This window comes from Pseudomonas thivervalensis (genome assembly GCF_001269655.1).
Lineage (GTDB): Bacteria > Pseudomonadota > Gammaproteobacteria > Pseudomonadales > Pseudomonadaceae > Aquipseudomonas > Aquipseudomonas thivervalensis.
On sequence record NZ_LHVE01000020.1, the window covers coordinates 451,991 to 475,786 of the forward strand.

Genomic DNA, 23,796 nt, shown 5'->3' on the forward strand with positions numbered 1-23,796 from the left:
TTTACCCAGGGAAGCGGCACCCAACAGCCGATCAACGTGAACAAGCGGAACGATCCTACGTGAGATCCAGACCGATCCTGCCTGCGCTGCTGTTAGTCGCCTCGTTGCTAAGCGGCTGCGCCGGTCTTGATGTCACCCGCGAACCCTCCCAGGCCTTGCCCGCCACCGAATCCTCGTTCGGCCGTTCGGTCCAGGCCCAGGTCGCGCCCCATGAAGGCCGCTCGGGCTTTCGGCTGCTGTCGGACAGCACCGAGGCTTTCACCGCTCGCGCCGAGCTGATTCGCAACGCCCAAGGCAGTCTGGACTTGCAGTACTACATCGTCCACGACGGCATCAGTACGCGAATGCTGGTGGATGAATTGCTCAAGGCCGCCGACCGCGGCGTACGTGTGCGGATCCTGCTGGACGACACCACCAGCGATGGCCTCGATCAGATCATCGCGACCCTCGCCGCTCATCCGCGAATCCAGATCCGCCTGTTCAATCCGCTGCACCTGGGTCGCGCCACCGGCGTGACCCGCGGTCTCGGGCGCCTGTTCAATCTGTCACTGCAACACCGGCGGATGCACAACAAGCTGTGGCTGGCCGACAACAGCATGGCCATCGTCGGCGGCCGCAACCTGGGCGATGAGTATTTCGACGCCGAACCTAACCTGAACTTCACCGACATCGACCTGCTCGGTGTCGGTCCGGTGGCCGAGCAATTGGGGCACAGCTTCGACCAGTACTGGAACAGCGCCCTGAGCAAACCCATCGAACAGTTCCTGTCCCATCGCCCCACGGCCAAGGACTTGGCCAACAGTCGACTGCGCCTGCAGGAGTCGCTGGAGCAGACCCACCAGGAAAACCACGCGCTTTACCAGCAATTGACTGCCTACAAGACCCAACCGCGCCTGGACACGTGGCGCGACCAGTTGATCTGGGCCTGGAACCAGGCGCTGTGGGACGCGCCCAGCAAAGTGCTGGCCAAGGGCGAACCGGACCCGCAGCTATTGCTGACCACGCAACTGGCCCCCGAGCTGACGGGCGTCAGCAAAGAACTGATCATGATTTCGGCCTACTTCGTCCCCGGCCAGCCAGGCTTGGTGTACCTGACCAGTCGCGCCGATGCCGGCGTATCGGTAAGCCTGCTGACCAACTCCCTGGAAGCCACCGACGTGCCCGCCGTGCACGGCGGCTATGCGCCGTACCGCAAGGCCCTGTTGCAACACGGCGTGCGCCTGTTTGAGTTGCGCCGGCAACCGGGCGACACCGGCGGCAGCGCTCACTTGTTCTACAGCAAGTCCTACGGCGAATCGGACTCCAGCCTGCACAGCAAGGCGATCATCTTCGACCAGCAGAAATCGTTCATCGGCTCGTTCAATTTCGACCCGCGCTCAGTGCTGTGGAATACCGAAGTCGGCGTACTGGTGGACAGCCCTGAACTCGCCGGACAAGTCCGTGAACTGGCCTTGCAAGGCATGGCGCCGGCCCTGAGCTACCAGGCCCGACTGAAAGATGAAGCGCTTGTGTGGACCACCGAAGACAACGGCCAGACCCACGACCTGGACCGCGAACCGGGCAGCTGGTGGCGCCGGTTCAATGCCTGGTTCAGCACGACGATCGGGTTGGAGCGGATGCTTTAGAGGTGGACAGGTCGCTCTTGTGGCAGACCGTTTTGTGGACAGCCTGCCTTGTGGCAGACCGCTTTTGTGGCGAGGGAGCTTGCTCCCGCTGGACTGCGAAGCAGTCCCGGCTTTGCGGTTGCTGCGCAACCGAGCGGGAGCAAGCTCCCTCGCCACAAAAACTCCCTCGCCACAGCGCTTCGGGATATTCAGGCAGCCTGCGTCGCCCCGAACGCCCCTTGCCGCAACAGCAGGATCACCAACCCGAACGCTCCGGCCGCCATGAACAAAGGCAGCGCATGGCCGCTGACCCATTGGCTGCCCGCCCCCGCCACCAGCGGACCAACCAGGCAACCAAGCCCCCACAGTTGCGCGACATGGGCGTTGGCCCGCACCAGTGCATCGTCGCGGTAACGCTCGCCGATCAGGATCAGCGACAGCGTGAACAAACCGCCTGCGCTGGCGCCGAACAGCACCCACAGCGGCCAGATCAGCAGAGTGTCGATCAGCAACGGAACCGCCAGGCTCGATAACATCAACGCCACCGCGCACCCGGTCAACAGGGCCCGGCGAGACACGCGATCGGCCAGGGCACCGATAGGCAGCTGCAGCAAAGCATCGCCGACCACCACCGTGCTGACCATCGCCAGCGCAATGTCGGCCGTGAAGCCCTGGCGCAGACAATACACCGGTAGCAACGTGAGAATCATCGCTTCGAACGCAGCGAACAACGAGACCGCCCAGGCAATCGCCGGCAAGCCTCGGCAGAACGTCCATAAATCACCAAACGTAACGTTGCCGGCCTCGCTGCTCGGCGCACCGCTACGGCCCAGCAAAAGCAAGGGTGCGACTAGCAGCAGGCCGACGCCCACCCAGAACCCGTAGTCATGATCGGTCCCCAGCGCGCCCAGCAACAGCGGGCCGGACAACTGGCTCAGGGCGTAGCTGCTGCCGTACAGCGCCACCAGTCGCCCACGCCATTTCTCAATGACCAGTTGATTGATCCAGCTTTCACCCAGGATGAACACCAAGGTCAGGACCACGCCGATCAACAAGCGCAGCACCAACCACACCGGATAACTGGGCAACAGCGCCAATAGCCCGATGGACACTGCCCCGCCCCATAGGCACAGGCGCATCAACGCCGCCGTGCCGAACCGCGCCGCCAGCCGGCTCGACACCTTGGCGCCGAGCAACACGCCCACGGCCGGCATGGCAGCCATCACGCCAATGGCAAACGAGCCATAACCCCAGCCCTCCAGGCGCAACGACACCAGCGGCATGCTGACGCCCAGGGCCAGACCGACGCTCAGGACAGAGGCCAACACGGCGAAATAGGTTGCCCAACGCATTCCCACGCTCCTGTGGAGGGTTATCAATCTCAGCCATCCCCCAAAACACTGTGGGAGCGAGCTTGCTCGCGATAGCGGCGCAACATTCAACAAAGTCGTCGACTGTCATACCGCTATCGCGAGCAGGCTCGCTCCCACAGGGGATGTGTACCGACCGATCTTCCGCCCATCCCCGCCCCCACAGAGGGGATCAGCGCGGCATGAAGCCCCGAGTCAGAGCTTGATCCAGGTCGACTTCAGCTCGGTGTATTTGTCGAACGCGTGCAACGACTTGTCGCGACCGTTGCCCGACTGCTTGAAGCCACCGAACGGGGCGGTCATGTCGCCGCCGTCGTATTGGTTGACCCATACGCTGCCGGCACGCAGGGCCTTGGCGGTCAGGTGAGCCTTGGAGATGTCCTTGGTCCATACCGCTGCGGCCAGGCCATACGGCGTGTCGTTGGCGATTTCGATGGCCTGCTCGGCGGTGTCGAAAGCGATGACCGACAACACCGGGCCGAAAATCTCTTCCTGGGCGATTTTCATCGCGTTGCTCACACCGTCGAAAATCGTCGGCTCGACATAGGTGCCGCCGGTTTCTTCAAGGATGCGCTTGCCACCGGCGACCAGTTTGGCGCCGTCGCTGTGGCCGGCCTCGATGTAGGACAGCACGGTGTTCATCTGTTGAGTATCGACCAGGGCGCCAACGTTGGTGGCCGGGTCCAGGGGATTGCCTGGCTTCCAGCCCTTGAGTGCTTCGATCACCAGCGGCAGGAACGTGTCCTTGATGGAGCGCTCCACCAACAGCCGCGAACCGGCGGTGCAGACTTCGCCCTGGTTGAAGGCGATGGCGCTGGCCGCGGATTCGGCGGCGGCCTGCAGATCCGGGGCATCGGCGAACACGATGTTCGGGCTCTTGCCGCCGGCTTCCAGCCAGATGCGCTTCATGTTGGATTCGCCGGAATAGATCATCAGTTGCTTGGCGATCTTGGTGGAGCCGGTGAACACCAGCGTATCGACGTCCATGTGCAGGGCCAGGGCCTTGCCGACGGTATGACCGTAGCCTGGCAGCACGTTCAGCACGCCTTTCGGAATGCCGGCCTCGATCGCCAGCGCGGCGATGCGGATGGCGGTCAGCGGGGATTTTTCCGACGGTTTTAGCACCACCGAGTTACCGGTGGACAGCGCCGGGCCAAGCTTCCAGCAGGCCATCATCAGCGGGAAGTTCCAAGGCACGATAGCGCCGACGACCCCTACCGGCTCACGAGTGACCAAGCCTAGTTGATCGTGCGGGGTGGCGGCCACTTCGTCGTAGAGCTTGTCGATGGCCTCACCGCTCCAGCTCAACGCTTGGGCCGCGCCGGGCACGTCGATGTTCAGCGAGTCGCTGATCGGTTTGCCCATGTCCAGGGTTTCGAGCAAGGCCAGCTCTTCGGCGTGCTGCTTGAGCAGGCCGGCGAAACGAATCATGGTGGCTTTGCGCTTGCTTGGCGCCAGGCGCGACCAGGCGCCGGAGTTGAAAGTGGCGCGGGCATTCTCGACGGCACGCTGGGCGTCGGCCACGTCGCAGCTGGCGATCTTGCCCAGCACACGGCCATCGACCGGGCTGAGGCATTCGAAGGTTTCGCCGGACACCGCATCGGTGTATTCACCGTTGATGAAGGCGCGGCCTTCGATTTTCAGGTCGCGGGCGCGTTGTTCCCAATCGGCACGAGTCAGGGTGGTCATGCGTGTGTCCTCCTCTTATTGAGTACGAACGCCGCGCAATGCGCAGCGCTCAAAGAATTCTGCCCGGCCAGCCTGTTTTCGGCGCCGTTTTCGGCACGGGGCACCCGCCACCCTAAACCAGCGGCTGGTCATGTTTCAATATATTTGACACAACGCCGGCAAACGGCCTTGCGATGTTCGTTTTAATAAACATAGACTCGGACCTTCCAAGCGATCACCGGGAATCACCAGCATGAGCATTCAGGACATCGTCGACTTCAGCCAGGCCAATACCACCGTCGAACGTTATCGCCCGGACCCGGCCAAGGTGCTCAAGGGTGATCCCGAACAAGCGGTTTTCAACCACTACAACAGTCCATGCGGACAAATGAATGCCGGGGTCTGGGAAGGCGCCGTTGGCCAGTGGACGGTCAATTACACCGAGCACGAATACTGCGAGATCGTCCAAGGCGTTTCCGTGCTGCGGGACAACGAGGGCAACGCCAAGACCCTGCGGGCCGGCGACCGCTTCGTGATCCCGGCCGGGTTCAAGGGCACTTGGGAAGTGCTGGAGCCGTGCCGCAAGATCTATGTGGTGTTTGAGCAGAAGGCCTGAGGATTTGCGTCGCTGGATCTGGCCTCATCGCGAGCAAGCTCGCTCCCACAGGGGATTGTGGCGTGCCCGAAACCCAGGGAGTGAGCATGCTCGCGACGAGGCCCTCACAGGCAACAAAAAAGGCCCGTATCTCGCGATACGGGCCTTTTTTGTAAGAGGGAAAAATCAATTACTTGATTTTGCCTTCCTTGTAGATCACGTGCTTGCGAACAACCGGATCATATTTCTTGATCTCGATTTTGTCCGGGGTAGTACGCTTGTTCTTGTCGGTAGTGTAGAAGTGACCAGTACCGGCGCTCGAGATCAAACGAATCAATTCACGCATGATTAGCTCCCTTAAACCTTGCCATCGCGACGAAGTTCGGCCAGCACGACACTGATGCCACGCTTGTCGATGATGCGCATGCCTTTGGCAGATACGCGCAGACGCACAAAACGTTTCTCTTCTTCAACCCAGAAGCGGTGATGCTGCAGGTTCGGCAGGAAACGACGACGGGTTTTGTTGTTTGCGTGGGAAATGTTATTCCCAGTCACCGGACCCTTACCGGTAACTTGACAGACTCTCGACATGCCTCAGCCCTCTAAAACCACATGCCCAACCCGGCATGGGTTGGCCGCTTAATCTCTCAGTCATTTGGCGCCAGGCGCCGCGTTTCTTTAAGGGTCTTACCGGCTACACCTACAGTGAAGGAACCGGGCCCCTAGAAAAGAGCGCTGCTTTATACCAGAAAGACCACAGTGCAACAACAGTCGATGTGATTTGTCTTCATGGGGAAACATCGGCTAACCGCCCCGGACGGCGGGGGCAGAGGCTGGCACGGCCCTTTACCGCTCGTCGCTGCACGCGGGTTTTTTTCACGTGCGGCGGGTTCTGGCCACCCATGCCGTCGCCGCAGAGTGCCGGAAAATGCAAAAAGGGGATAGTCATTTGCCAGCGAGCCCACTAGGGTAGGCCTTTTCCAGACTGCACTCGCAGATGGGCCTTCGACTTGCACAGGAAACCGACCATGCGCCTCGCTGCCCTACCATTGTTGCTCGCCCCTCTGCTGATCAGCCCGCTGGCCCAGGCCGCCGCCCTGAGCGTCTGCACCGAAGCCAGCCCGGAAGGGTTCGATGTCGTCCAGTACAACTCCCTGACCACCACCAACGCCTCCGCCGACGTGCTGATGAACCGCCTGGTGGATTTTGACACCGCCAGCGGCAAAGTGGTCCCCAGCCTGGCCGAGCACTGGGACGTCTCAACCGATGGCCTGACCTACGTGTTCAAGCTGCGCCCCCAGGTCAAGTTCCATCACACCGACTACTTCACACCGCGCCGCGACCTGACCGCCGAGGACGTGAAGTTCAGCTTCGAGCGCATGCTCGACCCGGCGAACCCGTGGCACAAGGTCGCGCAAAGCGGCTTCCCCCACGCCCAGTCCATGCAATTGCCGGCGCTGATCAAAAAAATCGACGCCCTGGACCCGCTGACCGTGCGCTTCACCCTCGATCACGCCGACTCGACCTTCCTGGCGACGTTGAGCATGGGCTTTGCCTCCATCTATTCGGCTGAATACGCCGATCAGTTGATGCAGGCCGGCACGCCGGAAAAACTCAACAACCAGCCGATCGGCACCGGCCCGTTCATTTTCAGCCGGTTCCAGAAGGACGCCTCGATTCGCTACAAGGCCAACGACGCCTATTTCGGTGGCAAGCCCACCGTGGACCCGCTGATCTTCGCCATCACGCCGGATGCCAACGTGCGCCTGCAGAAACTGCGCCGCAACGAATGCCAGATCGCCCTGTCGCCCAAGCCGCTGGACGTGCAGGCCGCCCGGCAGGAATCGACCCTCAGCGTGGCCCAGACCGACGCCTTCATGACTGCGTTCGTGGCGATCAACAGCCAGCATGCGCCACTGGACAAACCTGAGGTGCGACAAGCCATCAACCTGGCCTTCGACAAGGCCAGCTACCTCAAGACCGTCTTCGAAGGCACCGCCGAAGCCGCCAATGGCCCTTATCCACCGAATACCTGGAGCTATGCCAAGCACTTGCCGGGCTACGCCCACGACCCAGCCAAGGCCCGCGACTTGCTGGCCAAGGCCGGTTTGAAGGAAGGCTTCAAGACCACGATCTGGACCCGACCTTCCGGCAGCCTGCTCAATCCCAACCCGAGCCTAGGGGCGCAGTTGCTGCAATCGGACCTCGCGGAAATCGGCATCCAGGCAGAAATCCGCGTGATCGAATGGGGCGAACTGATCCGCCGCGCCAAGGCCGGCGAGCATGACCTGCTGTTCATGGGCTGGGCGGGCGACAACGGCGACCCGGACAACTTCCTCACGCCGCAGTTTTCCTGCGCGGCGGTCAAGTCCGGCACCAACTTCGCCCGCTACTGCAACGCCGATCTGGACAAGCTGATCAGCGCCGGCAAGACCACCGGCGAACAAGGCGTGCGCGCCAAGCTCTACGAACAGGCCCAGGCCCAGATCCAGCAACAGGCCCTATGGTTGCCCCTGGCGCACCCCACCGCCTTCGCCCTCACCCGCAAGGATGTGCAGGGTTATGGGGTGAGCCCGTTTGGTCGGCAGGATTACTCCAAGGTCAGCCTCAAGTAACCCCAGCCCCACAGCCCCCTGTGGGAGCGAGCTTGCTCGTGATAGCGGCGCATCAGACACATCTATGCTGACCGACCGCTATCGCGAGCAAGCTCGCTCCCACAAAGGGCCTCGTTTCGTCAGATCGGGCCTACATCCACCCACACTCCGCCATCGACAACGGCTCGCCATCGCCGACGATGAAATGATCGAGCACCCGCACGTCGATCAGCTCCAGGGCCTCCTGGAGCCGCTCGGTGAGCAACCGGTCGGCCTGGCTGGGCTCGGTGTTGCCGGAGGGGTGGTTGTGGCACAGGATCAGCGCAGCGGCGTTGTGAGCCAGGGCTCGCTTGACCACCTGCCGGGGATGGACACTGGCGCTGTCGATCGAGCCGCGAAACAGCGCCTCGAAAGTCAGCACCTGATGCTTGGAATTGAGAAACAGGCAACCGAACACCTCGTGGGGTTCGTGGCGCAGCAGGGACTTCAGGTATTCACGAACCGCGAAGGGGCTTTCCAGCATGGTCTTTTCCCGTGCCCGTTCGGCCAGATGCCGACGACTCATTTCCTGAGCCGCCTGCAGTTGGGCAAACTTCGCCGGCCCGAGCCCCATGTGATTGCTGAAGGTGATCTGATCGGCTTCAAGCAGCGCGCGCAGGCTGCCAAATTGAATCAACAGTTGTCGCGCCAGATCCACCGCGCTTTTGCCGGACACGCCGGTTCGCAAGAAAATCGCCAGCAACTCGGCATCTGAAAGACTCCCCGCCCCCAGCGCCAATAACCTCTCCCGTGGCCGCTCGGCCACAGGCCAATCGCGAATACTCATAGCATCTCCCTGATTGTGGGCGCCGCTGTTCCGTAGCGGTCGCTGTGATATCGTAGCCCATCTTTTTTGCAGGCGATTTGCACCCTGGCAGGCTGCTGCCAAGGGGTTCGTCCTGCACTGACCACTGAAATCGAAAGGCAGGCCTATGCAGCGGCTGTATCGGAAACGCATCGTTCTGGGCGTCGGCGGCGGCATTGCCGCCTACAAGAGCGCCGAGCTGGTTCGCCGACTCATCGACCAGGGCGCGGAAGTGCGGGTCGTCATGACCCGTGGCGGCAGCGAGTTCATTACCCCACTGACCCTGCAAGCCCTGTCCGGGCACCCGGTCCACCTGGACTTGCTCGACCCGGCGGCCGAAGCCGCCATGGGCCATATCGAACTGGCCAAATGGGCCGACCTGGTGCTGATCGCCCCAGCCACGGCGGACCTGATCGCCCGCCTGGCCCAGGGCATCGCCGATGACCTGCTAACCACCCTGGTGCTCGCCACCGACGCCGTGGTTGCCGTCGCACCGGCCATGAACCAGGCCATGTGGCGTGACCCGGCGACCCAGGCCAACCTGCAATTGCTGGAAAGCCGCGACCTGAAAGTCTTCGGACCGGCCTCCGGCAGCCAGGCCTGCGGTGACGTGGGCATGGGGCGCATGCTCGAAGCCACGGACCTGGCCCAGTGCGCCGCCGACTGCTTCCAGCGCCAGGCCCTGACCGGCAAGCACGTGCTGATCACTGCCGGGCCGACCCAGGAAAACATCGACCCGGTGCGCTACATCACCAACCACAGCTCCGGAAAAATGGGCTTCGCCCTGGCCGAAGCCGCCGTGGAAGCCGGCGCCCGGGTGACGCTGATTACCGGACCGGTGCATTTGCCGACCCCGGACCGGGTCACGCGCATCGACGTAGTCAGTGCCCGGGACATGCTCGCGGCCTGCGAAGCGGCCATTCCGTGCGACCTGTTCATCGCCTCGGCAGCGGTAGCGGACTACCGCCCCGAAGTCGTTGCCCCGCAAAAATTGAAGAAAGACCCTACAAGCGGCGACGGCCTGCTCCTGCAAATGGTGCGCAACCCGGACATCCTGGCCAGCATCGCCACCCGCCCCGACCGCCCGTTCAGCGTCGGCTTTGCCGCCGAGACCGAACACCTGCTCGATTACGCCGCCCGCAAGCTCAAGGACAAGAACCTCGACTTGATCGTCGCCAACGACGTGGCCAATCCGAGCATCGGCTTCAACAGCGAAGAAAACGCCTGCAGCGTGATCGACCGCCAGTTGCACGCCACGCTTTTCGCCCAGACCAGCAAGAGCAAGATTGCCCGCCAGCTGATCACTTTTATCGCCGAACGTCTGAACCAGGTTTAATGTCATGCACGCCCTACAAGCCAAGATCCTCGACCCACGCATCGGCAGCGAATTCCCGCTGCCGCAATACGCCACGCCGGGCTCCGCCGGCCTCGACCTGCGGGCGATGCTCAAGCAGGACACGATCCTGGAGCCAGGCCAGACCCTGCTGATTCCTACTGGCCTGTCGGTGTACATCGGCGATCCGGGCCTGGCCGCGCTGATCCTGCCGCGCTCGGGCCTGGGCCACAAGCATGGCATCGTGCTGGGCAACTTGGTGGGCCTGATCGATTCCGACTACCAGGGCGAACTGATGGTGTCGTGCTGGAACCGCGGCCAAACAGCCTTCAACATTGCCGTGGGCGAACGCATCGCACAGCTGGTGCTGGTGCCAGTGGTCCAGGCCCACTTCGAGCTGGTCGAGGAATTCGACGAGAGCCAGCGCGGCGCCGGCGGCTTCGGGCATTCCGGCAGCCATTGACCATGCGGTTGCGGGCCGGGCGTCCTGCCCGGCCCGTTTGTTAAGCTTCTGTTTCAGGGCAAAAAATGCGCAATGGCTTTCTGCTAGGTTTCCCATCCGGAATCAATGTATTAGGCGAGCGAGGCCGGGGTAACGCTGTCTCATGGCACTTTCCCACCACGAACTCTCTGTCAAAAACGCCGTCATACCCTTCAGCTTGAGCCTGCCGACACCCAGTGTCGGTGTGTCCAGTCACTTTCCTGATAGAGCGCCCCGCCCATGAACACCCCAGCCGCAATCGCCCCGATCTTCCCTGAAAGCATTTTCCGCGCCTACGACATCCGTGGCGTGGTACCGGAAACCCTCACCGCCGAAACCGCCTACTGGATCGGCCGCGCCATTGGCTCCCAGAGCCTGGCCCAGGGCGAACCGAACGTGTGCGTCGGCCGCGATGGCCGCTTGTCGGGCCCCGAGCTGGTCGAGCAATTGATCAAAGGCGTTGCCGACAGCGGCTGCCACGTCAGCGACGTGGGCCTGGTCCCGACGCCCGCGCTGTACTACGCCGCCAACGTGCTGGCCGGTAAATCAGGCGTAATGCTCACCGGCAGCCACAACCCGTCGAACTACAACGGCTTCAAGATCGTCATCGCCGGCGACACCCTCGCCAACGAACAGATCCAGGCCCTGCACACCCGCCTCAAGACCAACGACTTGAGCAGCGGCCAGGGCAGTGTGACCAAGGTCGACATCCTGCCGCGCTACAACGACGAGATCGTCAACGACGTGAAGCTCGCCCGCCGCCTGAAAGTGGTGGTCGATTGTGGCAACGGCGCGGCCGGCGTGATCGCCCCGCAACTGATCGAAGCCCTGAACTGCGAAGTCATCCCGCTGTTCTGTGACGTCGACGGCAACTTCCCTAACCACCACCCGGACCCGGGCAAGCTGGAAAACCTGCAAGACCTGATCGCCAAGGTCAAGGAAACCAACGCCGACCTGGGCCTGGCCTTCGACGGCGACGGCGACCGTGTGGGCGTGGTGACCAATACCGGCAGCGTGGTGTTCCCCGACCGCCTGCTGATGCTATTTGCCAAGGACGTGGTGGCACGCAACCCTGATGCCGAAATCATCTTCGACGTGAAATGCACCCGTCGCCTGGTACCGTTGATCAAGGAATATGGCGGTCGCCCGCTCATGTGGAAAACCGGTCACTCGTTGATCAAGAAGAAGATGAAACAGAGCGGCGCCCTGCTGGCCGGCGAAATGAGCGGCCACATCTTCTTCAAGGAGCGTTGGTTCGGTTTCGACGACGGTATCTACAGCGCCGCGCGCCTGCTGGAAATCCTCAGCAAGGAGAAATCCACGGCCGAAGAACTGTTCGCGACCTTCCCGAACGATATTTCTACGCCAGAAATCAATATCCATGTGACCGAAGAGAGCAAATTCAGCATCATTGATGCACTGCACGACGCCCAGTGGGGCGAAGGCGCCGAACTGACCACCATCGACGGTGTGCGGGTCGACTACCCACAAGGCTGGGGCCTGGTCCGCGCCTCCAACACCACACCGGTGCTGGTGCTGCGTTTCGAGGCCGACAACGAAGCCGAACTGCAGCGCATCAAGGACGTGTTCCACGCCCAACTCAAACGTGTTGCACCTGATCTCCAACTACCGTTTTGATTTTTTGAAGCACTACCGGAGCCCTGAATGACCCTCGAACGCGAAGCCGCCGCCAACACCGCCAAGGTCCTGTCCGAAGCGTTGCCTTATATCCGACGCTACGTCGGCAAGACCCTGGTGATCAAATACGGCGGCAACGCGATGGAAAGCGAGGAGCTCAAGACCGGCTTCGCCCGCGACATCGTGCTGATGAAGGCCGTGGGCATCAACCCGGTGGTGGTCCACGGTGGTGGCCCGCAAATCGGCGACCTGCTCAAGCGCCTGTCGATCGAGAGCCACTTCATCGACGGTATGCGCGTCACCGACGCGCAGACCATGGATGTGGTGGAAATGGTCCTTGGCGGCCAGGTGAACAAGGACATCGTCAACCTGATCAACCGCCATGGCGGCAGCGCCATCGGCCTGACGGGCAAGGACGCCGAGCTGATTCGGGCGAAGAAACTCACCGTCACCCGCCAGACCCCGGAGATGACCCAGCCGGAAATCATCGACATCGGTCACGTGGGCGAAGTGGTCGGCATCAACACCGACCTGCTGAACCTGCTGGTCAAGGGCGACTTCATCCCGGTCATCGCGCCCATCGGCGTGGGTGCCAACGGTGAGTCGTACAACATCAACGCCGACCTGGTAGCCGGCAAGGTTGCCGAAGCGCTGAAAGCTGAAAAGCTGATGCTGCTGACCAACATCGCCGGCCTGATGGACAAGACCGGCAAGGTCCTGACCGGGCTGTCGACCCAGCAGGTCGATGACCTGATCGCGGACGGCACCATCTACGGCGGCATGCTGCCGAAGATCCGTTGCGCACTGGAAGCGGTACAGGGCGGTGTCGGCAGCTCGCTGATCATCGACGGTCGCGTGCCGAATGCGATCCTGCTGGAGATCTTCACCGATACCGGCGTGGGTACGTTGATCAGCAATCGCAAGCGTCCTTAAGCGATACCGGTAAAAAAAGACCCCGCTCAACCTGGTTGAGCGGGGTCTTTTTTTGCACCACTTTTTCAGATGATGCTTTTGTGGCGAGGGAGCTTGCTCCCGCTGGGCTGCGCAGCGGCCCCAACATTTTGCGGTCGCTGCGCGACCGAGCGGGAGCAAGCTCCCTCGCCACAAGATCAAAATCAGCGGGGCTTTTTAGACGCCGAACTGGGCGCGGTAGGCTTCCACCGCCGGCAAATGCTGCTTGAGCTGCGGATCGTCGGCCAAAAACTCCAGCACCTGGTTCAGCGACACGATGCTGATCACCGGAATGCCGAAGTCGCGCTCCACTTCCTGGATCGCCGACAGCTCACCGTTGCCCCGCTCCTGGCGGTTCAGGGCGATCAGCACGCCGGCGGCCTTGGCGCCTTCCTGGGAACCGATGATCTGCATCACTTCGCGAATGGCGGTGCCCGCGGTGATCACGTCGTCGATGATCAAGACTTCGCCAGTCAGCGGTGCGCCGACCAGGCTACCGCCTTCGCCGTGGGCCTTGGCTTCCTTGCGGTTGAAGCACCAAGGCAAGTCGCGGTCGTGGTGTTCGGCCAGGGCGACGGCGGTGGTGGCGGCCAGCGGGATGCCTTTGTAGGCCGGGCCGAACAGCACGTCGAACGGGATGCCGCTCTCGACGATGGCTGCCGCATAGAAACGACCCAACTGCGCCAGGGCGGTGCCGGTGTTGAACAGGCCGGCATTGAAGAAGTACGGGCTGGTGCGCCCGGACTTGAGGGTGAACTCACCGAAGCGCAGAACGCCGCGATCGATGGCAAAACGAATGAAATCGCGCTGATACGCCTGCATGAAAAAAGCCTCAAATACCGCGGATTTAGCTAAATAGGTACACGGCGTGTATCATACACGCACGTGATTTTTGGGGCCATTTATGCGGATCATCAGTGTGAACGTCAATGGTATTCAGGCTGCAGTCGAGCGTGGTTTGCTCAGTTGGCTGCAAGCACAGAATGCCGACGTCATCTGCCTGCAGGACACCCGCGCCTCCGCCTTTGAACTGGACGATGCAGCCTTCCAACTGGATGGTTACTTCCTTTATGCCTGCGATGCCGAAGTCCCCGCCCAGGGTGGCGTGGCTTTGTACTCGCGGCTGCAACCGAAGGCTGTCATCAACGGTCTCGGTTTCGAGACGGCGGACCGCTACGGGCGCTACCTGCAAGCCGATTTCGACAAGGTCAGCATCGCGACCTTACTGCTTCCTTCGGGGCAGAACGGCGATGAAGATTTGAATCAGAAATTCAAGTTGATGGACGACTTCGCCCGTTATCTGGATAAACAGCGGCGCAAACGTCGCGAGTACATTTATTGTGGCTCGCTGTACGTGGCGCAACAGAAGCTGGATATCAAGAACTGGCGCGACAGCCAACAATCTCCGGGTTTCCTGGCGCCGGAACGGGCCTGGATGGACGAGATCATTGGCAATATGGGTTATGTCGACGCCCTGCGTGAAGTCAGCCGCGAAGGTGACCAGTACAGCTGGTGGCCAGATAACGAACAGGCCGAGATGCTCAACCTCGGCTGGCGTTTCGATTACCAGTTGCTGACGCCCGGGTTGCGCCGCTTCGTACGCAGCGCCCGCCTGCCGCGCCAGCCACGGTTCTCGCAGCATGCGCCACTGATCGTGGATTACGACTGGACGCTGACCAACTAAGCGCCATTCGCGCCCACAAAAAAACCGACAGTCATGTCGGTTTTTTTGTGGGCGCTGGAAACTCATTGTGGGAGCGAGCTTGCTCGCGATGGCAATCCATCATTCAGCATCAATGCCGGCTGACACACCGCTATCGCGAGCAAGCTCGCTCCCACAGGGACAGGTGTTCATGGATGGTTATTTGACCAACCGCCAGGTAAACGGATACCGATACGGCTGCCCTTCATTGGCCTTCACGCCACCAATGATGGTCAGCACCAACGCACCGATGGCCACCAGGCCGAACAGGAAGAAGCCGATCACCACAATCATCAGCAGCAGGCTGATCGCCGAGGCAATCGCAACGGTGATCTGGAAGTTCAGCGCTTCCTTGCCTTGGGCATCGATGAACGGGTCGGATTCACGCTTGAGCTGCCAGAGCACCAACGGCCCGATCAGCGTGCCAAACGGAATCCAGATCCCCAACAAGGCGGACAGGTGACAAAACATTGCCCATTGACGCGCCTCTTTGCTCGGCTGGGGCAGCAGGATTTGTTCATCACTCATGACACTCTCCTTGTCTTGAAGCGGAAAACGATCAGTCGGCCAAGGCGGCCTTTTGCAATTCGAAAATCTCGTTCATGCCTTTCTTCGCCAACTCCAGCATAGCGTTCAACTCTTCCGGCTGGAACGGCGCGCCCTCGGCGGTACCCTGAACTTCGATGAAACCGCCGGCGCTGGTCATGACCACGTTCAGGTCGGTCTCGGCGGCGGAGTCTTCCAGGTAATCCAAGTCCAGCACCGGCTCGCCCTGGTACATGCCCACGGACACGGCGGCGATCATTTGCTTGAGCGGGTCGCCGCCCTTGAGACCGCCGCGTTTCTTGATCACTTTCAAGGCATCGACCAGCGCAACCATGGCGCCGGTGATGGAAGCCGTACGCGTGCCGCCGTCGGCCTGGATCACGTCGCAATCGACATACAGCGTCACGTCGCCCAGCTTGGACATGTCCAGCGCAGCACGCAGCGAACGGCCGATCAGACGCTGGATTTCCAGGGTACGGCCGCCCTGCTTGCCACGGCTGGCCTCACGCTGGTTCCGCTCGCCGGTGGCGCGTGGCAGCATGCCGTATTCGGCGGTCAGCCAGCCTTGGCCTTGGCCCTTGAGGAACCGTGGCACGCCGTTTTCGACGCTGACGGTGCAGATGACCTTGGTATCACCGAATTCGACCAGTACAGATCCCTCGGCGTGTTTGGTGTAGTTGCGGGTAATGCGGATCGAGCGGAGCTGATCGGCAGCGCGACCACTTGGACGTTTCATAGGGAACACCTGTACAGAGGACGGAAAACTGCCGGACATTATAGAGCCGTGGGCCGCCAGAGGGCAGTTTAAAAAAGCCGGCGCGACCGGTGAGCGCGCCCAAGGCCCCGGCCGACGGGCTGCAGCGGTTTGTTGCCAGAGCGGTTTGGGCGCTTGCGTCCCACTGCGCTACAATCCTGCGCCTTTGCTGCCCTTCGGCATTTATCCACAGATCCCAAGCCCCGCGACCACCGTTGTGGCCGGCTTGCATTGCGAGGAACCCCCATGGTGCACAGCATGACCGCTTTCGCCCGCGTCGAGAAAGCCGGGGCCCAAGGCACGCTGAGCTGGGAGCTGCGCTCGGTCAACAGCCGTTACCTGGAGCCGCACCTGCGCCTGCCCGAATCCTTCCGCGACCTGGAAGGCGGCGTGCGCGAAGCGCTGCGCCAGGGCCTGTCCCGGGGCAAGCTGGAATGCACCCTGCGTTTCACCGAAGAAAGCACCGGCAAAGCCCTGCAAGTGGACCGCGAACGCGCCGCGCAACTGGTCGCCGCCGCCGAAACCGTCGCCAGCCTGATCAAGCACCCCGCCGCCCTGAACCCGTTGGAAGTCCTGGCTTGGCCCGGCGTGCTGGTGGGTGACGCGAGCGACCCGCAGGCGCTGAATGCCGAGGCCCTGGCGCTGTTCAACCAAGGCTTGAAAGAACTCAAGGCCGGACGCGAGCGTGAAGGCGCAGAACTGGCCCGGCTGATCAACGAGCGCCTGACCGCTATCGAAGAAGACGTCAGCACCTTGCGCGAGCTGGTCCCGCAGATGCTCGCCACCCAGCGCCAGAAGGTCCTCGACCGCTTCGCCGACATGAAGGCCGAGCTGGACCCGCAACGCCTGGAACAGGAAATGGTCATGCTCGCGCAAAAGAGCGACGTGGCCGAAGAACTGGATCGCCTGAGCACCCACATCATCGAAGTCCGCCGCGTGCTCAAGTCCGGCGGTGCGGCCGGTCGCCGCCTCGACTTCCTGATGCAAGAGCTCAACCGCGAAGCCAATACACTGGGCTCCAAAGCCTTCGACCCGCGCAGCACCCAGGCTGCGGTCAACCTCAAGGTGTTGATCGAGCAAATGCGCGAACAAGTGCAGAACATTGAGTAAGGCTAACCCGACATGACCCACAGCACCGGTACTCTCTACATCATTTCCGCGCCCTCGGGCGCCGGCAAGACCAGCCTGGTCAAGGCGCTGATCGACGCCGAGCCGCAGATCCGCGTCTCGGTCTCGCACACCACCCGCGCCATGCGCCCGGGTGAAGTCAACGGGGTGAACTATCACTTCGTCGACCGCGAAGAGTTCGTGAAGATGGCCGAGCATGGCGACTTCCTGGAACGCGCCGAAGTCTTCGGCAACCTCTACGGCACGTCGCAAAGCTATCTGCAGCAGACCCTGGACGAAGGCCACGACCTGATCCTGGAAATCGACTGGCAAGGCGCCGAGCAGGTGCGCAAGCTGATGCCCCAGGCCCGCTCGATCTTCATCCTGCCACCGAGCCAGCAGGCCTTGCGCCAGCGCCTGACCAACCGCGGCCAGGACAGCGACGAGATCATTGAAGGCCGGATGCGTGAAGCGGTCAGCGAAATGAGCCACTACGTCGACTACGATTACCTGATCATCAACGACGATTTCGCCCACGCGCTGGACGACCTGAAGGCGATTTTCCGCGCCAGCCAGCTCCAGCAAAAACGCCAACAGCAACGTTTCGGTAAATTATTGGCCGAACTGCTGGGTTGAACAGCCCTTCCCAAAACCGCTGCGACGGCTTTACATTGGTACTCGCAGCGCGCCGAGGGGTTTGGTTAAAAAATCAGCGCTTCCCTAAACGCTGGTGTTTTTTTAAACTGTCGAGTCCGCTCGCCCAACCGGGCAGCGCGCATATTGCATTCGCTCCGAGGAATACCATGGCCCGCGTAACCGTTGAAGACTGCCTAGAACACGTGGAAAACCGCTTTGAGCTGGTCATGCTCTCTACCAAGCGTGCCCGTCAACTGGCCACCGGCGGCAAAGAGCCATTGGTCCAGTGGGAAAACGACAAGCCTACCGTGGTAGCGCTGCGTGAAATCGCCGAAGGTCTGATGAGCTACGAGTTCATCGCCAACGCTGAAATCGTTGAAGACGAACCGCTGTTCGCAGCGTTCGAGGACGAGTCCAACGAGGCGGTCTAAGCCTATGCCTGGTCGACGTAGCACGGCGCGGGGTCACAGCAAACGGCAGGAGTCATCATCATGCCGAGCATAGACGCCCTCGCCGATCGCTTATCGGCCTACCTCGGCACGGACCAGGTCAACCTGGTCCGCCGAGCCTATTTCTACGCCGAACAAGCCCACGACGGCCAGCGCCGCCGCAGCGGCGAGGCGTACGTCACGCACCCGCTCGCCGTGGCAAATATCCTGGCCGACATGCACATGGACCATCAGAGCCTGATGGCGGCGATGCTGCATGACGTGATCGAAGACACCGGTATTGCCAAGGAAGCGCTGCAAGCGCAGTTCGGCGAAACCGTGGCCGAACTGGTCGACGGGGTCAGCAAACTGACCCAGATGAACTTCGAGACCAAGGCCGAGGCCCAGGCCGAAAACTTCCAGAAAATGGCCATGGCCATGGCCCGCGACATCCGCGTGATCCTGGTCAAGCTCGCCGACCGCCTGCACAACATGCGCACCCTGGAAGTACTCTCCGGCGAAAAGCGCCGGCGCATCGCCAAGGAAACCCTGGAAATCTACGCACCCATCGCCAATCGCCTGGGCATGCATGCGATCCGCATCGAGTTCGAAGACCTGGGCTTCAAGGCCATGCACCCGATGCGTTCGGCGCGGATCAACCAGGCCGTCAAGCGCGCTCGGGGCAACCGCAAGGAAATCGTCAACAAGATCGAAGAGTCCCTGAGCCATTGCCTGGCGATCGACGGCATCGAAGGCGAAGTCAGCGGGCGGCAGAAACACCTCTACGGCATCTACAAGAAAATGCGCGGCAAGCGTCGGGCCTTCAACGAGATCATGGACGTCTATGCGTTCCGGATCATCGTCGACAAGGTCGACACCTGCTACCGCGTGCTGGGTGCTGTACATAATTTGTACAAACCGTTGCCGGGGCGTTTCAAGGATTACATCGCGATCCCCAAGGCCAACGGCTACCAGTCGCTGCACACCACGCTCTTCGGCATGCACGGCGTGCCGATCGAAATCCAGATCCGCACCCGCGAAATGGAAGAGATGGCCAACAACGGCATCGCCGCCCACTGGCTCTACAAATCCAGCGGCGACGAACAACCCAAGAGCACCCATGCTCGCGCCCGGCAATGGGTCAAGGGCGTGTTGGAAATGCAGCAGCGCGCCGGCAATTCCCTGGAATTCATCGAGAGCGTGAAGATCGACCTGTTCCCGGACGAGGTCTATGTCTTCACGCCCAAGGGCCGGATCATGGAGCTGCCCAAAGGCTCCACGGCCGTGGACTTTGCCTATGCAGTGCACACCGACGTCGGCAATAGCTGCATTGCATGCCGTATCAATCGGCGCCTGGCACCGTTGTCCGAACCATTGCAAAGCGGCTCCACGGTGGAGATCGTCAGCGCCCCCGGCGCGCGACCCAACCCGGCGTGGCTCAACTTCGTGGTCACCGGCAAGGCCCGCACCCATATCCGTCACGCGCTGAAGCTGCAACGTCGCTCCGAGTCCATCAGCCTCGGCGAACGCCTGCTGAACAAGGTCCTGAACGGCTTCGACAGCTCCCTGGACAAGATTCCGGGCGAGCGTGTGCAAGTGATGCTCCACGAATACCGCCTCGAATTGATCGAAGACCTGCTCGAAGACATCGGCCTGGGCAATCGCATGGCCTATGTCGTCGCCCGCCGCCTGCTCGGCGAAGGCGAACAGTTGCCAAGCCCCGAAGGCCCGCTGGCGATTCGCGGTACCGAAGGCCTGGTGCTCAGCTATGCCAAGTGTTGCACGCCGATCCCGGGCGACCCGATTGTCGGCCACCTGTCCGCCGGCAAGGGGATGGTGGTGCACCTGGACAACTGCCGCAACATCAGCGAAATCCGCCACAACCCGGAAAAATGCATCCAGCTCTCCTGGGCCAAGGATGTCACCGGCGAATTCAACGTCGAGCTGCGGGTCGAGCTGGAGCATCAGCGTGGCCTGATCGCCCTGCTGGCCAGCAGCGTCAACGCCGCCGACGGCAACATCGAAAAAATCAGCATGGACGAGCGCGATGGTCGCATCAGCGTCGTCCAATTGGTGGTCAGCGTGCACGACCGCGTGCACCTGGCCCGTGTGATCAAGAAACTGCGCGCCCTGACCGGCGTTATCCGCATCACTCGCATGCGTGCATAGCGCCGCAATAGCCCAATCTACAAGGAGTCATCAATGACCAAGACCGTTATTTCCAGCGACAAGGCCCCGGCCGCCATCGGTACTTACTCCCAGGCGATCAAGGCCGGCAACACCGTGTACATGTCGGGCCAGATCCCACTGGACCCGAAGACCATGGAGCTGGTGGAAGGCTTCGAAGCCCAGACCGTGCAGGTGTTCGAAAACCTCAAGGCCGTGGCCGAGGCCGCTGGCGGTTCGTTCAAGGACATCGTCAAGCTGAACATCTTCCTCACCGACCTGAGTCACTTCGCCAAGGTCAACGAGATCATGGGCAAGTACTTCGACCAGCCTTACCCTGCCCGCGCCGCCATCGGCGTAGCGGCCCTGCCGAAGGGCTCGCAGGTCGAGATGGATGCCATCCTGGTCCTCGAGTAATCAGGTCGGCGCAGCCTCCCCCGCTGCGCCGTTTTCGTCTTGAAAGGATTCCACCATGCGCAAAGCGCTTGCTCTCTCGTTGGCAGCCCTGCTTCTGGGCGGCTGCGCCAGCGACCCTGCCGACCGTGACATCAGCGGCACCTGGATCAACCAGGCGGCCATCGACGCTGCCGCCAAGGGCGGTCCGCTGCGCGAAGCGCTGCAAGGCTACGGCCCGAACCTGGAATGGGACGTCAACACCCGGGCCGGCCAGGCGCGCTACACCAATGGTTTTGAAAACGTCGAAGGCAAGTTGCTGGGCGAAGAAGACGGCGCCTGGAAAGTCGACTTCTACGGCAGCTCCGCTAGCGAACTCAAGCGCGACGGCGACCAATTGAGCCAGGCCGCCACCGAGAACGAACCGCAGCAGGTGTTCGAGCGCGCGCAAGTGCAGGTACCGGAAGGCGCACCGATCGGTGCCAGTTTCGAGCGCGCACTGTATACCGCCTACCTGGGTGGCAGCTGGAAAATCGCCGAAGGCCCCGGCCAGGGTGCCAGCGTGCAATTCCAGCCCGACGGCCAGGTCAGCGGCCTGCCGGGTGCTGATCGCTACGCCTTGTGCCTGGCCGGCGATTGCGCCTCCATGAGCGGTGGCAACGACAACATCTGGCTACAACAGAACGGCCAGGGCAATACCTGGATCTTTGCCCGCGATGGCAAGAAGCTGGAAATTTTCCAGACCGTGAATGCGGCGCTGGCGGATGAAATGCCTTCGTTCACGCCGGGCAACCGGCAGTGGGTGCTGGAAAAGCAGTAGGAGCCACGACGCAACTCTCATGTGGGAGCGGGCTTGCTCGCGAAGACGACATGGCAGTCAACGAAGATGTTGAATGTCAGGTCCCCTTCGCGAGCAAGCCCGCTCCCACAGGCGTTTTTGGGTGTCAGGCTAATCAGCAGCGCCCTTCCAGAATCGCCGCATAGCCCTCGCGAAAACTCGGATAACGCGGCGTCCATCCCAGGGCCTTCGCCCGGGCATTGCTGCAGCGCTTGCTGCCGGCGCGACGCACACTGGCGTCTTCGGCCCACTCGGTCACGCCCATGAACTCCCGCAACCAGCCCACCACTTCAGCCAGTGGCGCGGGGGCGTCGTCGACACCGATGTAGCAATCATCCAGCGCTTTGCCCTGACGATCAGCCTCCAGCAGAAACGCCAGCAAGCCGGCCGCGTCGTCGGCGTGGATGCGATTGGCGTACAGCGGCGGGTCGATCACCACGCGATAACCTTGGCGCACCTGGCTCAGCAGCCATTCCCGACCCGGTCCATAGATGCCGGTCAGGCGCACGCGGCTGGCCGGGATGCCACTGTCCAGCGCCACTTGCTCGGCTTCGAGCATCAGCCGACCGGAATAACCGCCGGCCACGGTGGGCGAGGTTTCATCCACCCACTCACCCTGCTGCTGCCCATAAACGCTGCTGCTGGACACAAAAAGCAGACGTTTGGGTCGCTGCCCGTGCTGCTTCAGCCAGCCCAACACATGTTGCAACCCTTCGACGTAAGCCGTGCGGTAACCCGCTTCGTCATGGTCCGTGGCGGCAGCGCTGTACACCAGGTAGTCCAACGGCCCGGTGGGCCAGTCGGTGGGGCATTGCTCGCTGAACAAGTCCCCCGCCACTCCGATCACGCCGGCAGGCAGGTTCGAAACCGTGCGCCGCAAGCCATGGACCTGCCATTGTTCGGCCAATAATTGGCGGGCCAGGCGGCCACCGATATCACCGCAGCCGGCGATCAAAACAGAAGGCGCGGACATCAAGAACTCCTCTGGCAAAGCCGCAGACTAGCCTCCATGGGGGACGAGCGGCTAGCCGTGCGACAAAAAAAGTAACTGTATTACTTTTGTTAACAAGAATTACTTGCAATAATGCACGCCACTTTTGTTCTCGGCCCTACGAGGCCTGGAAGAACATCAACCTTCTTTTTTCCTCAGGTCCGGCCAGCATGAAACGCTCTCTATCCCCCGCTTCGCCAACCAATCGACCTCGTGCCTGGAGCACGGTAGCCGCCTTGCTGTTCAGCCTGCTGCTGGCGCCTGCCGCCGCGTTCGCCGATGCACAGACGCCCGCCACGCCCCCTGCCACGCCTGCGGCCGCTGCACCTGCCGCCCAGGCACCGGCCGACCCGGCCGCTCCTGTGGCGACGCCGATAGCCACCGATCCGGCCCAAGCCGTCGAGGCTGACGCACCTGAAGTGCTCGAAGCCGACAACACCCTGGGCATGGCCCACGACCTGTCGCCATGGGGCATGTACAAAAACGCCGACATCATCGTCAAGATCGTGATGATCGGCCTGGCCATCGCCTCGATCATCACCTGGACCATCTGGATCGCCAAAGGCTTCGAGCTGCTGGGTGCCAAGCGCCGCTTGCGCGGTGAAATCGCCGCCCTGAAGAAAGCCACCACCCTCAAGGAAGCGAGTGCCAGCGCCGCGAAGGAAGGCACCCTCGCCAACCTGCTGGTGCATGACGCCCTCGAAGAGATGCGCCTGTCGGCCAACAGCCGCGAGAAGGAAGGCATCAAGGAACGCGTGAGCTTCCGCCTCGAGCGCCTGGTCGCCGCCTGCGGCCGCAACATGAGCAGCGGCACCGGCGTACTCGCCACCATCGGTTCCACCGCACCGTTCGTCGGTCTGTTCGGCACCGTGTGGGGCATCATGAACAGCTTCATCGGCATCGCCAAGACCCAGACCACCAACCTCGCCGTCGTCGCTCCCGGTATCGCCGAAGCCCTGCTGGCAACGGCACTGGGCCTGGTCGCAGCGATCCCGGCCGTAGTGATCTACAACGTCTTCGCGCGCTCCATTGCCGGCTACAAGGCCCAGGTCTCCGACGCTTCGGCCGAAGTCCTGCTGCTGGTCAGCCGTGACCTCGATCACCTGCCGACCGAGCGCAGCTCGCAACCGCACATGGTGAAAGTGGGGTAATCGGCC

At 62.0% G+C, this 23,796-nt stretch carries 23 protein-coding genes and 1 pseudogene; 15 read left to right on the forward strand and 9 right to left on the reverse strand.

Features of this window, described 5'->3' with window-relative positions:
* The first annotated feature begins 59 nt into the window (after positions 1-59).
* Positions 60-1,625, forward strand: coding sequence for a phospholipase D family protein (locus AD659_RS27070; RefSeq protein ID WP_053126534.1), 1,566 nt, complete (start codon positions 60-62; stop codon positions 1,623-1,625).
* A 188-nt stretch (positions 1,626-1,813) separates the two neighbouring features.
* Here AD659_RS27070 and AD659_RS27075 read toward each other — a convergent pair whose 3' ends face one another.
* Entirely contained in the window at positions 1,814-2,956 is a 1,143-nt protein-coding gene (locus tag AD659_RS27075) for an MFS transporter (RefSeq protein WP_053126537.1), read from the reverse strand.
* Between the two features lie 213 nt (positions 2,957-3,169).
* Entirely contained in the window at positions 3,170-4,663 is a 1,494-nt protein-coding gene (locus AD659_RS27080) for an aldehyde dehydrogenase (RefSeq protein WP_053126538.1), read from the reverse strand.
* Between the two features lie 232 nt (positions 4,664-4,895).
* Here AD659_RS27080 and AD659_RS27085 point away from each other — a divergent pair, with 232 nt between their 5' ends.
* Entirely contained in the window at positions 4,896-5,258 is a 363-nt protein-coding gene (locus tag AD659_RS27085) for a cupin domain-containing protein (RefSeq protein WP_053126540.1), read from the forward strand.
* A gap of 169 nt (positions 5,259-5,427) precedes the next feature.
* On the opposite strand, the gene rpmG is transcribed toward AD659_RS27085, so the two are convergent.
* Together rpmG and rpmB are read right to left on the reverse strand one after the other, a co-directional pair.
* Positions 5,428-5,583 carry a 50S ribosomal protein L33 gene (gene rpmG / locus AD659_RS27090; RefSeq protein WP_003177274.1) on the reverse strand — a complete coding sequence of 52 codons (156 nt, stop codon included), beginning with the start codon at positions 5,581-5,583 and terminating at the stop codon, positions 5,428-5,430.
* A gap of 11 nt (positions 5,584-5,594) precedes the next feature.
* Positions 5,595-5,828, reverse strand: coding sequence for a 50S ribosomal protein L28 (gene rpmB / locus AD659_RS27095; RefSeq protein WP_003177273.1), 234 nt, complete (start codon positions 5,826-5,828; stop codon positions 5,595-5,597).
* A gap of 437 nt (positions 5,829-6,265) precedes the next feature.
* Here rpmB and AD659_RS27100 point away from each other — a divergent pair, with 437 nt between their 5' ends.
* Positions 6,266-7,852, forward strand: a complete 1,587-nt coding sequence (locus tag AD659_RS27100) for an ABC transporter substrate-binding protein (protein ID WP_053126542.1) — start codon at positions 6,266-6,268, stop codon at positions 7,850-7,852.
* Between the two features lie 130 nt (positions 7,853-7,982).
* Here AD659_RS27100 and radC read toward each other — a convergent pair whose 3' ends face one another.
* Positions 7,983-8,657 carry a RadC family protein gene (radC, locus tag AD659_RS27105; protein ID WP_053126544.1) on the reverse strand — a complete coding sequence of 225 codons (675 nt, stop codon included), beginning with the start codon at positions 8,655-8,657 and terminating at the stop codon, positions 7,983-7,985.
* A 145-nt stretch (positions 8,658-8,802) separates the two neighbouring features.
* On the opposite strand from radC, the gene coaBC reads away from it, so the two are divergent.
* The 4 genes and pseudogenes from coaBC (at position 8,803) to argB (ending at position 13,060) form a co-directional block, all read left to right on the forward strand.
* Positions 8,803-10,011, forward strand: coding sequence for a bifunctional phosphopantothenoylcysteine decarboxylase/phosphopantothenate--cysteine ligase CoaBC (gene coaBC / locus AD659_RS27110; RefSeq protein ID WP_053126546.1), 1,209 nt, complete (start codon positions 8,803-8,805; stop codon positions 10,009-10,011).
* A gap of 4 nt (positions 10,012-10,015) precedes the next feature.
* Positions 10,016-10,471, forward strand: a complete 456-nt coding sequence (dut, locus tag AD659_RS27115) for a dUTP diphosphatase (protein ID WP_053126549.1) — start codon at positions 10,016-10,018, stop codon at positions 10,469-10,471.
* A gap of 252 nt (positions 10,472-10,723) precedes the next feature.
* Positions 10,724-12,127 (forward strand): annotated as a pseudogene (locus tag AD659_RS27120) (phosphomannomutase/phosphoglucomutase); the annotation flags it as partial.
* A 27-nt stretch (positions 12,128-12,154) separates the two neighbouring features.
* Positions 12,155-13,060, forward strand: coding sequence for an acetylglutamate kinase (gene argB, locus AD659_RS27125; protein WP_025216133.1), 906 nt, complete (start codon positions 12,155-12,157; stop codon positions 13,058-13,060).
* Positions 13,061-13,255: 195 nt separating this feature from the next.
* On the opposite strand, the gene pyrE is transcribed toward argB, so the two are convergent.
* Positions 13,256-13,900 carry an orotate phosphoribosyltransferase gene (gene pyrE, locus AD659_RS27130; protein ID WP_053126553.1) on the reverse strand — a complete coding sequence of 215 codons (645 nt, stop codon included), beginning with the start codon at positions 13,898-13,900 and terminating at the stop codon, positions 13,256-13,258.
* Between the two features lie 82 nt (positions 13,901-13,982).
* Here pyrE and AD659_RS27135 point away from each other — a divergent pair, with 82 nt between their 5' ends.
* The gene (locus AD659_RS27135; RefSeq protein WP_053126555.1) at positions 13,983-14,762 is read left to right on the forward strand and encodes a catabolite repression control protein Crc; all 780 of its coding nucleotides are present in this window, start codon (positions 13,983-13,985) and stop codon (positions 14,760-14,762) included.
* 177 nt (positions 14,763-14,939) lie between these two features.
* Here the strand turns inward: AD659_RS27135 and AD659_RS27140 are convergent, their stop codons facing one another.
* Positions 14,940-15,308, reverse strand: a complete 369-nt coding sequence (locus AD659_RS27140) for a DUF4870 domain-containing protein (RefSeq protein ID WP_053126557.1) — start codon at positions 15,306-15,308, stop codon at positions 14,940-14,942.
* 31 nt (positions 15,309-15,339) lie between these two features.
* Entirely contained in the window at positions 15,340-16,062 is a 723-nt protein-coding gene (rph, locus tag AD659_RS27145; protein WP_003177262.1) for a ribonuclease PH, read from the reverse strand.
* Positions 16,063-16,326: 264 nt separating this feature from the next.
* Between rph and AD659_RS27150 the strand changes: the two genes are divergently transcribed.
* The 6 genes from AD659_RS27150 to AD659_RS27175 all read left to right on the forward strand — a co-directional run bounded on the left by AD659_RS27150 (position 16,327) and on the right by AD659_RS27175 (position 21,630).
* Positions 16,327-17,190, forward strand: coding sequence for a YicC/YloC family endoribonuclease (locus tag AD659_RS27150; protein WP_053126559.1), 864 nt, complete (start codon positions 16,327-16,329; stop codon positions 17,188-17,190).
* A 12-nt stretch (positions 17,191-17,202) separates the two neighbouring features.
* Positions 17,203-17,823, forward strand: a complete 621-nt coding sequence (gmk, locus tag AD659_RS27155) for a guanylate kinase (protein WP_053126561.1) — start codon at positions 17,203-17,205, stop codon at positions 17,821-17,823.
* Between the two features lie 167 nt (positions 17,824-17,990).
* Positions 17,991-18,254, forward strand: coding sequence for a DNA-directed RNA polymerase subunit omega (gene rpoZ / locus AD659_RS27160; RefSeq protein WP_003177259.1), 264 nt, complete (start codon positions 17,991-17,993; stop codon positions 18,252-18,254).
* Between the two features lie 60 nt (positions 18,255-18,314).
* Positions 18,315-20,420 (forward strand): bifunctional GTP diphosphokinase/guanosine-3',5'-bis pyrophosphate 3'-pyrophosphohydrolase, encoded by a 2,106-nt coding sequence (gene spoT / locus AD659_RS27165; RefSeq protein WP_053126562.1) that lies wholly within the window; start codon positions 18,315-18,317, stop codon positions 20,418-20,420.
* Positions 20,421-20,453: 33 nt separating this feature from the next.
* The gene (locus AD659_RS27170) at positions 20,454-20,834 is read left to right on the forward strand and encodes a RidA family protein (protein WP_053126564.1); all 381 of its coding nucleotides are present in this window, start codon (positions 20,454-20,456) and stop codon (positions 20,832-20,834) included.
* 55 nt (positions 20,835-20,889) lie between these two features.
* Positions 20,890-21,630 carry a hypothetical protein gene (locus AD659_RS27175; RefSeq protein WP_053126566.1) on the forward strand — a complete coding sequence of 247 codons (741 nt, stop codon included), beginning with the start codon at positions 20,890-20,892 and terminating at the stop codon, positions 21,628-21,630.
* A gap of 133 nt (positions 21,631-21,763) precedes the next feature.
* Here AD659_RS27175 and AD659_RS27180 read toward each other — a convergent pair whose 3' ends face one another.
* Entirely contained in the window at positions 21,764-22,621 is an 858-nt protein-coding gene (locus tag AD659_RS27180; protein WP_053126569.1) for an SDR family oxidoreductase, read from the reverse strand.
* A gap of 188 nt (positions 22,622-22,809) precedes the next feature.
* Here AD659_RS27180 and exbB point away from each other — a divergent pair, with 188 nt between their 5' ends.
* Positions 22,810-23,790, forward strand: a complete 981-nt coding sequence (gene exbB / locus AD659_RS27185; RefSeq protein WP_053126571.1) for a tonB-system energizer ExbB — start codon at positions 22,810-22,812, stop codon at positions 23,788-23,790.
* Positions 23,791-23,796: the final 6 nt, after the last annotated feature.